9 protein-coding genes and 1 pseudogene are annotated in these 11,954 nt (G+C 74.0%); 5 read left to right on the top strand and 5 right to left on the bottom strand.

Annotation, left to right across the window (positions count from 1 at the left end):
- The first annotated feature begins 30 nt into the window (after positions 1 to 30).
- Both ACK8GG_RS08290 and ACK8GG_RS08285 read left to right on the top strand, forming a co-directional pair.
- Positions 31 to 1,437: a class II 3-deoxy-7-phosphoheptulonate synthase gene (locus tag ACK8GG_RS08290; RefSeq protein WP_440350428.1), complete on the top strand. Its 1,407-nt coding sequence runs from the start codon at positions 31 to 33 to the stop codon at positions 1,435 to 1,437.
- Positions 1,430 to 2,461: a threonine aldolase family protein gene (locus tag ACK8GG_RS08285; protein WP_440355967.1), complete on the top strand. Its 1,032-nt coding sequence runs from the start codon at positions 1,430 to 1,432 to the stop codon at positions 2,459 to 2,461. The genes ACK8GG_RS08290 and ACK8GG_RS08285 overlap by 8 nt, the downstream gene beginning before the upstream one ends.
- A 46-nt stretch (positions 2,462 to 2,507) precedes the next feature.
- Here the strand turns inward: ACK8GG_RS08285 and ACK8GG_RS08280 are convergent, their stop codons facing one another.
- Positions 2,508 to 3,374: a deoxyribonuclease IV gene (locus ACK8GG_RS08280; RefSeq protein WP_440355966.1), complete on the bottom strand. Its 867-nt coding sequence runs from the start codon at positions 3,372 to 3,374 to the stop codon at positions 2,508 to 2,510.
- Positions 3,374 to 5,338: a Stk1 family PASTA domain-containing Ser/Thr kinase gene (pknB, locus tag ACK8GG_RS08275; protein WP_440355965.1), complete on the bottom strand. Its 1,965-nt coding sequence runs from the start codon at positions 5,336 to 5,338 to the stop codon at positions 3,374 to 3,376. Before pknB ends, ACK8GG_RS08280 begins: the two co-directional genes overlap by 1 nt.
- A 155-nt stretch (positions 5,339 to 5,493) precedes the next feature.
- On the opposite strand from pknB, the gene ACK8GG_RS08270 reads away from it, so the two are divergent.
- Positions 5,494 to 5,865: an Rv2175c family DNA-binding protein gene (locus ACK8GG_RS08270; RefSeq protein WP_440350424.1), complete on the top strand. Its 372-nt coding sequence runs from the start codon at positions 5,494 to 5,496 to the stop codon at positions 5,863 to 5,865.
- A gap of 15 nt (positions 5,866 to 5,880) precedes the next feature.
- On the opposite strand, the gene ACK8GG_RS08265 is transcribed toward ACK8GG_RS08270, so the two are convergent.
- Together ACK8GG_RS08265 and ACK8GG_RS08260 are read right to left on the bottom strand one after the other, a co-directional pair.
- Complete coding sequence (locus ACK8GG_RS08265; RefSeq protein ID WP_440350423.1) at positions 5,881 to 6,963, bottom strand: polyprenyl synthetase family protein; 1,083 nt, start codon at positions 6,961 to 6,963, stop codon at positions 5,881 to 5,883.
- A gap of 18 nt (positions 6,964 to 6,981) precedes the next feature.
- Complete coding sequence (locus tag ACK8GG_RS08260) at positions 6,982 to 8,361, bottom strand: helix-turn-helix domain-containing protein (protein WP_440355964.1); 1,380 nt, start codon at positions 8,359 to 8,361, stop codon at positions 6,982 to 6,984.
- Between the two features lie 258 nt (positions 8,362 to 8,619).
- Between ACK8GG_RS08260 and metF the strand changes: the two genes are divergently transcribed.
- Both metF and ACK8GG_RS08250 read left to right on the top strand, forming a co-directional pair.
- Positions 8,620 to 9,549, top strand: a complete 930-nt coding sequence (metF, locus tag ACK8GG_RS08255) for a methylenetetrahydrofolate reductase [NAD(P)H] (protein ID WP_440355963.1) — start codon at positions 8,620 to 8,622, stop codon at positions 9,547 to 9,549.
- Positions 9,546 to 10,250, top strand: a pseudogene (locus ACK8GG_RS08250) (CDP-alcohol phosphatidyltransferase family protein); the annotation flags it as partial. The gene metF and the pseudogene ACK8GG_RS08250, both read left to right, overlap by 4 nt.
- 215 nt (positions 10,251 to 10,465) lie before the next feature.
- Here the strand turns inward: ACK8GG_RS08250 and ACK8GG_RS08245 are convergent.
- Positions 10,466 to 11,947, bottom strand: coding sequence for a phytoene desaturase family protein (locus tag ACK8GG_RS08245; protein ID WP_440355962.1), 1,482 nt, complete (start codon positions 11,945 to 11,947; stop codon positions 10,466 to 10,468).
- Positions 11,948 to 11,954: the final 7 nt, after the last annotated feature.

The following is an 11,954-nucleotide window of genomic DNA, read 5'->3' as shown; positions in this document are numbered from 1 at the left end:
GGTGCGGCTGCGCGCCGTAGGCTTTCTGTCATGCGCGATCAGTGGCATCAATTGAGCTACCCGGCGGTCGGCGTGCAGGCGCTGCAGACCAGCCGGCCCACCCACGACTCGGCGGAGGACGCCGCGCTCGGTCTCGACCGCTGGCGGGAACTGCCGCGAGCCCAGACCCCGCCGTGGCCGGACGCCGCCGCCGTGGCCGACGTCTGCAAGGTCCTGGAGAACGTCCCGTCGATCGTCGCGCCCTACGAGGTTGACGACCTGCGCCGCCGGCTCGCGCTGGTCTGTGAGGGCAAGGCGTTCCTGCTGCAGGGCGGCGACTGCGCCGAGACCTTCGCCGACAACACCGAGAGCCACCTGATCGCCAACGCCCGCGCCCTGCTGCAGATGTCGATCGTGCTCACCTACGGCGCGTCGCTGCCGGTGGTCAAGGTCGCCCGGGTCGCCGGCCAGTACACCAAGCCCCGTTCGGCGGCGCTGGACGCGCTCGGACTCCCGTCGTACCGCGGCGACATGATCAACTCGTTGGATCCGGTCTTCGAGGCCCGCGTCGCCGACCCGCAGCGGATGATCCGCGCGTACGCCAACTCGGCCGCGGCGATGAACATGCTCCGGGCGTACCTGGCCGGCGGGCTGGCCGACCTGCACGCCGTGCACGACTGGAACATGGGCTTCGTCAAGGCATCGCCGGCCGGTGAGCGCTACGACGCCATCGCCCGGGAGATCGACCGGGCGCTGGCATTCATGCAGGCCTGCGGCATGAGCGACGACGACGCGCTGCGCACCGTCACCCTCTACTGCTCCCACGAGACCCTCGCCCTGGAGTACGACCGCGCGCTGACCCGGGTCTCCGACGGCCGGGCGTACGGGCTGTCGGGGCACTTCCTCTGGGTCGGCGAGCGGACCCGCCAGATCGACGGCGCGCACCTCGACTTCATCTCCCGGATCGCCAACCCGATCGGGGTCAAGATCGGCCCGACCACCACCCCGGACGAGGCGATCGAGCTCTGCGAGAAGCTCAACCCGGAGAACATCCCGGGCCGGCTGACCCTGATCAGCCGGATGGGCAACCACAAGGTCCGTGACGCGCTCGCGCCGATCGTGGAGAAGGTCAGCGCCTCCGGCGCGAAGGTCGTCTGGCAGTGCGACCCGATGCACGGCAACACCCACGAGTCCTCCAACGGTTACAAGACCCGCCACTTCGACCGCATCGTCGACGAGGTGCTCGGCTACTTCGAGGTGCACCGCGGCCTGGGCACCCACCCCGGCGGACTGCACGTCGAACTCACCGGCGAGGACGTCACCGAATGCCTCGGCGGCGCCCAGGCCATCGAGGACGTGCACCTGCCCGACCGTTACGAAACCGCCTGCGACCCGCGACTGAACACCCAGCAGTCGCTGGAGCTGGCCTTCCTGGTGGCGGAGATGCTGCGTGGCTGAGCGAACTGTCGACCTCCGTTCCGACACCGTCACCCGCCCCACGGCGGCGATGCGTGAGGCGATGGCGCGCGCCGAGGTCGGCGACGACGTCTACGGCGAGGACCCCGAGATCAACGCGCTGGAGGCGGAGGTCGCCGCCCTCTTCGGGCACGAGGCGGCGCTCTTCGCCCCGAGCGGCTCGATGGCCAACCAGATCGCCCTGCAGCTGCTGGTGCCACCCGCGCACGAACTGCTCTGCGATGCCGACGCGCACGTGGTGACGTACGAGATCGGCGCCGCCGCCGCGTACGGGGGGATCTCCTCGCGGACCTGGCCGGCCGTCGGCGGCGACCTCGACCCGGACGTGGTGGCCGCGATGATCCGCCCCGACGGTTACTGGGCGGTGCCGACCCGGGCGATCGCCGTCGAGCAGACGCACAACCGCGGCGGCGGTGGCGTGATCCCGCTTGCCACCCTGCGGCAACTGCGTGACATCGCCGACGTCGCGCAGGTCGCGCTGCACTGCGACGGGGCCCGGATCTGGCACGCCCACGTCGCCGACGGGGTGCCGCTGGCCGAGTACGGCGCGCTCTTCGACACCCTGTCGGTCTGCCTCTCCAAGGGGCTCGGCGCGCCGGCCGGCTCAGTGGTCGTCGGCAGCGCCGACAAGATCGAACGTGCCCGGTTCATCCGCAAGCGGATGGGCGGCGGCATGCGCCAGGCCGGCATCCTCGCCGCCGCCGGGCGGTACGCGCTGCGTACCAACATCGACCGTCTCGCCGAGGACCACGCCCGGGCCGCCCGGCTGGCCGAGGCGCTGGAGCCGTTCGGGGTGCTGGCCGCCCCGGCCCGCACCAACATCGTGCCGCTGGACTTCACCAAGGCGACGATCGACGCTCCGGCGTTCGCCGCGGCCGCCCGCGCCGAGGGAGTGCTCGTCTCGGTGCTCGGCCCGCGCACCGGCCGGCTGGTCACCCATCTCGACGTGGACGACGCCGGAATCGACCGGGCGGTGGCCGTCCTCACCCGCATCCTGCGCGACTGACCCACCCCCGCCGCCGGCAGCCTCGCGCGTCTGCGGGAGCGCGAGGTCAGCCGGTGGGGCGCAGGCGCTTGAGCAGGGCGATGTCGGCGGCGTGGCCGTGGTGCTTCTCGGTCGGCGTCTCCACCACCAGCGGCACCCCGGCGGTCGCCGGATGGGTCATCAGTTCGACGAACGCCGCCTCGCCGATGTTGCCCTTGCCGATCGACTCGTGCCGGTCCCGCGTCGACCCGCAGAGGTCACGGGAGTCGTTGGCGTGCACCAGCTTCAGACGGTCCGCGCCCACGGTCGCCACCAGCGCGTCCAGGGTCGCCGTCATGCCGCCCTCGGCCGCCAGGTCGTGCCCGGCCGCCCAGGCGTGGCAGGTGTCGAAGCAGACCCCCAGCGCTGGGTGACGCTCCACCGCCTCCAGGTACGGCCCCAGGTCCTCCACCCGGGAGGCGAGCGAACGGCCGCCGCCGGCGCTCGGCTCCACCAGCAGCAGCGGACCGCCCTGCTGCGCCGCCGCGTCCAGCAGCGGCAGGAGAGTTTCGCGCACCTGGCGCATGGCCGTGTCGCCGTAGCCGGCGTCGACCGCGCTGCCGGCGTGGTAGACCACCCCGGCCGCGCCGATCGCCCGGCCGCGCTCCAGCGCATGCGCCAGGGTCGCCGCCGACTTCTCCACCGTCGCGGCGGTCGGCGAACCGAGGTTCACCAGCAGTGAGGCGTGGATGAAAACCGGCACCCCGCGCTGCTCACAGCCGTCCCGGAAGGCGGCGTCCTGCTCCGGGTCGCCCGCCGGCAACGCCCAGCCACGGGAGTTGGAGACGTAGACCTGCACCACCTCGGAGCCGGCGGCGTCGACGTAGGGCAGGGCGGCCCGCGCCAGCCCACCGGAGGTGGGGGTGTGCGAACCGACCAGGCGGGTGGCGGCCATCAGATGCATCCGATGGTGATCTGGGTGCCCGGTGCCACCTGGGCGTTCTCGCCCGGGTTCTGGAACCGCACGGTCCCGTTGGGATTGAGCTGGATCGAGACCGCGAACTGCTGGCTCTCCAGCAGCGCCTTGGCCTCCTGGCAGGGCATGTCGATCACCTTGGGCACGGCCACGGCCGCCGGGCCGTTGCTGACCTCCAGCTTGACCTGGGCGCCCGCTTCCACGCCGGAGCCGTTGCTCGGGCTCTGTGCGAGCACCTCGTCCTTGGGCCGGTCGGAGTCCTTGTACGTCTCGACCGGAACGAGCCCCAGCTGCGTCAGCGCGGCGCGGGCCTCGTTGATGTTCTTGCCCACCAGGTTCGGCACGCTCAGCGGCGCCCGGCCCTTGCTCAGCACAAGGGTGATCTCCTGATCCGGTTTGACCTCCTCGCCGACAGCCGGGTCGACATCGATCACGACACCCTCGGGCAGGTCGTCGTCGTAGCGCGCGGTGCCCTTGACGGCCTTGAGCCGGCTGTTGCGCAGCTCCGCCTGGGCCAGCTCGAAGGTCTTGCCGACCACGTCCGGCACCCGCACGCTCTCCGGTCCGAGCGAGAGGACCAGGGTGATGGTGCCGCCCTTGACGACGCGTTCGGTCGAGGACGGGTCCTGTGACAACACGGTGTCGCGGGAGCTGTTCGGGTCGTACCGGGGGGTGTCGTAGGCGAGGGTGAAGCCGCCCCGGTCCGCCAGCTCCTGGGCCTCGGCCTTGGTGAGGTTCACCAGCTGCGGAGTCGAGGTGTAGCGGCCCACCCCGAACCACCAGCCGCCGATCATGGCGACCAGGCCCAGCACCACCGCGGCGGCGATGATCGCGGTCCGGCGCCGGGGATCGCCCAGCGGTCCGTCGCCGGGCCCGGTCACCTCGGCCGGGACGGCGGGCTCGACGGCGCGCCGGCGGTGCGGCTGCTGCCGTGCCTTGGTCTCCGGCAGCCGGGCCCAGGCCGGCCGCTCGGCCGGCGAGACCGCGGCGACGATCATGGTCTGGTCGGCGGAGGGCGGCAACTTCGGCAGCACCGTGGTGCTGCTCTGCGCCGAAGTCAGCCCTTCCCGGGCGGCCTGCACCTCGGTGAGGAAGGCGGCGGCATCGCCCGGACGTGCCTGCGGGTCGCGGCGGGTGGCGCGCAGCACCAGCTCGTCCACCAGCGGCGGCAGTCCCGGCACGAGCGTCGAGGGCGGCGGCACGTCCCGGTCGACGTGCTGCCACGCGATGTCGACGGCGCGGCCCTGGTCGTACGGCACCCGGCCGGTCAGCATCTCGAACAGCACGATGCCCGCGGAGTAGACGTCGGAGCGGGGGTCGGCCCGCCCGTCGCTGACCAGCTCCGGCGGCACGTACGCGACGGTGGCCATCAGCTGGTTGCCCGCTTCGTCGCTGGCCTCCACGGCGCGGGCCAGCCCGAAGTCGGCGACCTTGACGACGCTGTCGACGAGTGTGGCGGAGGCGCTGCTGGGCGCCTCGGCCACCAGCACGTTCTCCGGTTTGACGTCCCGGTGCACCAGGCCGGCGCGGTGGGCGGCGGCCAGTGCGGCGAGCATCTGCTCGGTGACCGCCAGCGCCTCGTCCGGTTTGAGCCGGTTGCGCTCGATGAGCACGTCGCGCAGCGTGCGGCCGCGGACGTACTCCATCACCAGGTACGGCAGGCCGTTGTGGGTGCCCTGGTCGTAGACCGCGACCACGTTGGGGTGCGTCAGCCGGGCGATCGTCTTGGCTTCCTCGGTGAAGCGGGTGAGGAAGTGACCGCCGTCCTCGGGCGTCTGCGGCGCCTGGGTCGGGTGAATGATCTTGAGCGCGACTGTCCGCTCGAGGCGTTCGTCCGTTGCCGTGTACACGGTCGCCACGCCACCACGGGCCACGCGACCGCGAATGCGGTAGCGCCCGTCGATGAGCGAGCCAAGCAACGTGTCGGCGACCTGTATGTCCATCGGCAGGGAGTCTATGTCTCGAGGCGGCAGGGGCAGAACAGGATGCTACAGCCGTACGGCGAGTCGTCCGTCGCAGCCACCCGTAATCGATCTTTGCGCACGTGGTTGACCTGGACCGTTGGCCCTGGCGGCACCCGGCATGGCAGGGTGGTCGGGTGACTGAATCAGTGCCCGCAGACCCCAGCGCCGGTGCCGTCGACGCCGAGGAATGGCTGACCCTGCCGGACGTCGCCGAGCGGCTCGGCGTCTCCATCAGCAAGGTGCACCAGAAGATCCGCGACCGTGAGCTGATCGCCGTACGCCGCGACGGCGTGCGCCGCATGCCGGCCGAGCTGATCGCCAACGACAACGTGCACAAGCACCTGCCCGGCGTGCTCAACCTGTTGCGCGACGCCGGCTACGACGACGACGAGGCTATGGAGTGGCTGCTGCGGCCCGACGACTCGCTGCCGGGCACGCCCGCGCGGGCGCTCGCCGGGGATCTCGCCCGGGAGGTCAAGCGGCGGGCCCAGGCGCTCGGCTACTGACCCGCCGCCTGCGCTTCAGTCCCGGCGCCGGGTCGCCGCAGCCGCCAGCTCCACCAGCACCTCACGGGCCTCGGGCAGCAGTTCGACCCGGTGCAACGCGGCGACAGCCGTCTCGGTCAGCTGCGCGATGCGCGTCTCGGTGCGTTCCAGGGCGCCGCTGCCGACGATGAGCTCCCGCAGTGCGGCGACGCCCTCGGTGTCCAGCTCCGGGTCACCGAGGCGCTGCTCCAGCAGCTTGCGGCCGGCCGGGTCGAGGGTCTGCATCGCCGCGGCCACGAGGTAGGTCCGCTTGCCCTCGCGCAGGTCGTCGCCGGCAGGCTTGCCGGTCTGCTCCGGGTCGCCGAAGACCCCCAGTACGTCGTCGCGCAGCTGGAAGGCCTCGCCCAGCGGCAGCCCGTACGCCGAGTAGGCAGCCTGGACCTCGGGGCCGGCATCGGCCAGCGCGGCACCCACCAGCAGCGGACGCTCGACGGTGTACTTGGCCGACTTGAACCGGGCGACCTTGCCCGCCCGCTCCAGCGAGGTGTCGCCGGTGGCCTGGGTCAGCACGTCCAGGTACTGCCCGACGGTGACCTCCGAACGCATCTCGTCGAAGACCGGCCGGGCCCGGGCCAGGGTGGTCGAGTCGAGTCCGCTGCTGTGCAGCAGTTCGTCGGACCAGACGAGGCAGAGGTCGCCGAGCAGGATCGCCGAGGCCTCGCCGAAGGCGTCCGCGCTTCCGGTCCAGCCGGCCCGGCGGTGGTGGGTGCCGAAGCGCCGGTGGATCGCCGGCTCGCCGCGCCGGGTGTCGGAGCGGTCCATCAGGTCGTCGTGGATCAGTGCGCTTGCCTGCACCAGCTCCAGGGCGGCCAGGGTGGCGACGACCTGGGTGGAGTCGGGCCCGCCGGCGCCCCGGTAGCCCCAGTAGGCGAAGGCAGGGCGCAGGCGCTTGCCGCCGCGCAGCAGAAACGCCTCCAGGGCGTCGGCGACCGGGGTCAGTCCGTCGTCGATGCCGGCCATCCAGGCCCGGCGGGAGGCCATGAAGCTGGTCAGGGCCGCGTCGACACGTCGGCGAAGATCGGCCCGGTCGACCGGAGAGAGGGGAGCAGCTGGAGTCACCGCCATGACGGTAGTCGGTCACGGGGCGCCACCCGGCTGACCCCCGGGGTCCCCGTCGGGCGGGCCACAGCGCCGCCCCGCACCGTGGCCGGAGGTGACGAAGATCGGCCCAGCCTGGCGGGCCTGGGCGGGTGGAGCGGCGCCGGGCAGCCAGGGGCGCGTCGCGCGGACCAGGCGGAGGTGCCGACGAGCCGGGGCGCGGTCACGGTGCGTTCCCAGTAGCCGGGCCCCGGTCACCTCCGCGGCGGCACGGGCCGAGCCGGAGCCGACCGCGGCGACCAGGGCGGCCCCGCCGGCCTCGACGGCCTGCTCGACCTCGCCCAGCTCGGCGTAGGCGCGCGCCAGCCAGCTGCCGTAGACGGCGCGTTCGCGCAGCCGTCCGCTGCGGGCGCCGGCGCGCAGCAGCGGCACCGCCCGCAGTGGCCGGCCCAGCGCCACCAGGGTCCGTCCGGTCATCCCCGCCGCGGCCGCCGGATCCAGCCAGTAGGACCAGTCGGGCGCGGCAGCGGGCCGGTGCCGGGCGAGGGCCTGCTCGGCCACGGTCAGCGCGGTGTCCGCGGCCGGGCGGCGTCCGAGCAGGGCGGCGGCGAAGGCCACCCGGTGGGCCAGCAACGCCCGCAGGGCCGGCGGCCCGCCACGGCCGGCACCGCCCTGCCCGGCGCGGGCCAGCAGCAGCGCGGTGCCGGGTTCGACGGTGGCGAAAAGGTGGCTCGCCGAGGCCAGTACGTGACCGGCAGCGGTCCGGTCGCCGGCCGCAGCGGCGGCGAGCAGCGCCAGCCGGTAGGCGTGCAGGGCAGCCACCGCGTCACCCGCGTCCGCGGCCTGCCAGCCGGCCAGCTGGCCGGCCCCGGCAACCAGCCGCAACAGCGGACGGCGCTCGCCGCGTCCGCCCTGGCCGAGTGCGACCAGCGCCGACTCCAGCCGCTGCGCGCCGTGACCGGCCAGGTCCGTCCCGCCGAGCAGGTCGTCGAGGCGCCGTAGCTGCGCCAGATCGGCACCGGTGACGGGCGGGGGCGCCCCGGACGCGCCGAGGGCAGGCCACGGCGGGCCGACCGGTGCCAGCGGAGCGCCGGGGTCGGCGAGCCACCGCCGGGCCAGCGCGCAGAGCTCGGCGCGCAGCCGGGACACCTCCCCGGTGGCGGCTGCGCCGCGGGGCGAGCAGGCCCGCACCCGCCGCAGTTCGGCGGCCGGCACCTCGAAGAGCAGGGCCAGGCGGTCGAGCCAGAAATCACCCGGTGTCCGCTCCTGACGCTCCCAGCGGGATATCTCGTGCCGGGTCACCGTGTCGCAGCCCGATACGGCGGCGAGCTCACGAGCGGTACGCAGCTGACTCCAGCCGCGTTCGCGACGCAGCCGGGCCAGCACCGGCCCGAGAGTGTGCGGGGCGAGCGGTCTCATCGGCTCCTCCGGCGGACAGGCGGGGTGACGGCCCGGAGCCTCGCGTAGCTCCGGTGCCGCCGTTTCTCAGTGCCGACCCCCGTCCGGCCGCCGGCACCCGATCTGCCGCCGGCCGACACGACCCCCGCCGGTGCGCCGGGGTGTCGGCCCCGGGCCCGTGCCGGATCTTTCTAGCCGCGCGGTACGACGTTTTCCGCCGCGCGTTCCGTGACCTGGGAAAGTCGGCAACGGGCAGGGCCCGCCCGGTAGGGTCGCAGGGTGGCGCTCGGTCTTCCCTCGGTCCTCCCCAACTCACCACCGGCGATCGGGGAGCTGATCCGTGCCCGCAGGCCGACCTTCTCCTTCGAGTTCTTCCCGCCCAAGACGCCCGAGGGCGAACGCCTGCTCTGGCAGGCGATCCGCGAGCTGGAGCCGTTGCAGCCCTCGTTCGTCTCGATCACCTACGGCGCCGGCGGGACCACCCGGGACACCACGGTGGCGGTGACCGAACGCGTCGCGACCGAGACGACGCTGCTGCCGATGGCCCACCTCACCGCGGTCGACCACTCCGTGGCCGAACTGCGCAACGTCATCGGCCGGCTGGCCGGTGCCGGGGTGCGCAACGTGCTGGCGGTGCGCGGCGATCCGCCCGGCAACCCGATGGGGGAGTGGGTGGCCCACCCCGAGGGCGTGCGCTACGCCGAGGACCTGGTCCGGCTGGTCCGCGACTCCGGCGACTTCAGCGTCGGGGTCGCCGCCTTCCCGTACAAGCACCCCCGGTCGCCGGACATCGAGACCGACACCGCGCAGTTCGTGCGCAAGTGCCGCGCCGGCGCCGACTTCGCCATCACCCAGATGTTCTTCGACGCCGATGACTATCTGCGGCTGCGCGACCGGGTCGCCGCCGCCGGCTGCGACACCCCGATCCTGGCCGGGGTCATGCCGGTTACCCGGATGGCCACCATCGAGCGTTCCGAGCAGCTCTCCGGCGCGCCGTTCCCACGCCGGCTGGCCGAACGGTTCGCCCGCGTCGCCGACGACCCGGCGGCGGTCCGTCGCCTCGGTATCGAGCAGGCCGGGCAGATGTGCCGGCGACTGCTGGACGAAGGGGTGCCCGGAATCCACTTCATCACCCTCAACCGCTCCACCGCGACCCGGGAACTGTGGCAGCAACTCCGCAGCGACCTGCCGGAGCAATCGGCGGCGTGACCGGCGAAGAGAAGACAGTCCCGCCGGCCCGTACCGAACTGACGTGGGACGAGTACACCGCCGCCTGGGCCCGGCTGCACGGCGGGTTCGACCCGCGACTGGCCACGCCGGTGGTCCGGGGCTGGCTTCGGGTGGCGTACCAGATCGGGTTTCTGCTCGCCCGGATGCGGGTCTCCCCGACGGCGGTCACCGTCGCCGGGGTGGTGATCTGCGCGGGGGTGCCGCTCGTCGCACGGCAGGGCGTGCAGGGCCCCTTTCTGGGCGCCCTGCTGATCCTGATCGCCGCGGTCGCCGACAGCGTCGACGGCGCGGTGGCGGTGATCAGCCGGCGGACCAGCCGGCTCGGCTACGTCTACGACTCGCTCGCCGACCGGCTCGGCGAGGTGGCCTGGCTGGCCGCGTTCTGGCTGCTCGGGGCGCCCGGCCCGCTGGTGGTCACCGCCGGCGCCCTCTCCTGGCTGCACGAGTACCTGCGGGCGCGGGCGATCGCCGCCGGGATGCGCGAGATCGGCGTGGTCACCGTCGGGGAACGCCCGACCCGGGTCTCGGTGGCGCTGGTCGGGCTTCTCGTCGCCGGCCTCGCCGCCGCGATCGATGCGGAGCTCGCCCCCGCCGCGGTCACCCTCGCCGCCGCGGTCTGGGTGCTGACCGCCGGCTTCGGTCTCGGACAGCTCCTCACCGTTGTCCGTAGTGCCCTGCTGCCCACCGGGCAGACCCGGCCGGCGCAACCGCCACAACCGCAGCCGGCGCCGTCACCGCAGGCGCCACCACGGTCGCAACCTGCGCCGCCACCGCAGTCGCCGCCCCAGGCGCCGCCACTGCCGCCACCGATGCGGCCGTCACCACAGCAGCCACCGCCGCCGCCACCGGGGCGGCCGCCTGCGCCGCCGCTCTGAGCCGCTGCCACGGCGACGCGTCAGGCCGGGCCGATCCGGTCGGCGACGATCTGCGCCGAGAGGGTGACCATCGGCAGCCCGCCACCGGGATGGGTGGAGCCGCCGACCAGGAACAGGCCGTGTGTGCCGGTGCGGTTGGCCGGGCGCAGCAGTCCGCCCGCGGTGCCGTAGATGCTCCCGCCCGGCGCCGCCGTCTCCTCCGCCAGCTCCGCCGGCGTGCGGACCTGGCGGAACAACAGCCGGTCGCGCACCTCGACGCCCCGCGCGGCCAGCACCGCCAGGACCCGGTCGGCGTACGCGTCGGCCAGGCCGGGCCGGTGCCAGTCGACACTGCCCGGTGACCGGCCGTGCCGGGCGGCGTTGACCAGCACGAACCATGCCTCGTGCCCCTCGGGACGGACCAGCGGATCGTCGGCGACGGTGACGAAGACCGTCGGGTCCGGCGCGGGCCGGGCCGGTGCGCCCCGCCCCGGATCACCGAAGACCGCATCGAACTCGGCGTCGTAGTCGGCGGGGAAGAACACGTTGTGGTGGGCCAGGCCGGAGCTGCCGGTGACCCCGAGCAGCAGCACGAAACCGGCGAGGCTGCGATCGGCGAGCCGGGCCAGGCGGCGGGGGTCCGGCAGCAGTTCGCGGTGGACCGTCGCCGCGTCGACGTTGGCGACCACCACGTCGGCGGGGACCCGGGCTGCGGAGCCCGCGAGGCGTACCCCGCGTACCCGCCCACCGGGGGCGTCGATCCCGGCGACGGCGGTGCCGGTCTCCACCACCACGCCCAGGTCCAGGCAGCGGGAGAGCAGGGCGTCGCCGAGCGTGGCCAGCCCGCCGCGCGGATACCAGCCGCCGAAGGCCAGCTCCGCGTAGGGCACGGCCGCCAGCGCCGCGGGCGCCCGGCGCGGGTCGGCGCCGGTGTAGGTGGCGTACCGGTCCAGCAGCATCCGCAGGCGCGGGTCGCGCAGCAGGCCGCGGCCCAGGCCGCGCAGCGTCCGGCCGGGCGCGATGGCTGCCAGGTCGCCCAGCCGCCAGGCCAGCCGGGCCACATCCAGCGGAGAGTCGACCGGGCGGCGCAGGATGTCCCGCCAGGACGCCTCCCAGATGCGGCCCGCCCGCTGCCAGAGCCGCTGCCAGTCGGCGGCCGCCTCGGCGCCGAGGGCCGCGCCGATGCGGGCGGTGAAGACCTGCGGGTCGGCACAGGAGTCGAGCACGGTGCCGTCCGCGAAGACGTGCCGCACGATCGGGTCCAGCGGCACCAGGTCGACGTACTCGTCGAGTTTGGCGCCGGTGGCGGTGAAGAGGTCGGTGAAGACCTGCGGCAGGGTCAGCAGGCTCGGCCCGGTGTCGAAGGTGAACGCCCCGGCCGGGGTCTGCTCGGTGTGCCGGCCGAGCTTTCCGCCGACGGTGTCGGCGCGTTCGAAGACGGTGACCTCGTGCCCGGCCGCGGCGAGCCGGGCGGCGGCCGCCAGCCCACCCATGCCGGCGCCGACGACCACGACGCGAGCCATGCGAGCC

The sequence above is a fragment of the Melissospora conviva genome, from assembly GCF_049523535.1.
Taxonomy (GTDB): Bacteria; Actinomycetota; Actinomycetes; order Mycobacteriales; family Micromonosporaceae; genus Melissospora; species Melissospora conviva.
This window is presented reverse-complemented; position numbering and strand designations above follow the sequence as displayed.

What these genes read in the sequence shown, in the direction of transcription:
- ACK8GG_RS08290 (WP_440350428.1), top strand. Translation starts at nt 31, where the DNA reads ATGCGCGATCAGTGGCATCAATTGAGCTACCCGGCGGTCGGCGTGCAG.
- ACK8GG_RS08280 (WP_440355966.1), bottom strand. Translation starts at nt 3,374, where the DNA reads ATGGCCGCCACCCGCCTGGTCGGTTCGCACACCCCCACCTCCGGTGGG.
- pknB (WP_440355965.1), bottom strand. Translation starts at nt 5,338, where the DNA reads ATGGACATACAGGTCGCCGACACGTTGCTTGGCTCGCTCATCGACGGG.
- ACK8GG_RS08260 (WP_440355964.1), bottom strand. Translation starts at nt 8,361, where the DNA reads ATGAGACCGCTCGCCCCGCACACTCTCGGGCCGGTGCTGGCCCGGCTG.
- ACK8GG_RS08245 (WP_440355962.1), bottom strand. Translation starts at nt 11,947, where the DNA reads ATGGCTCGCGTCGTGGTCGTCGGCGCCGGCATGGGTGGGCTGGCGGCC.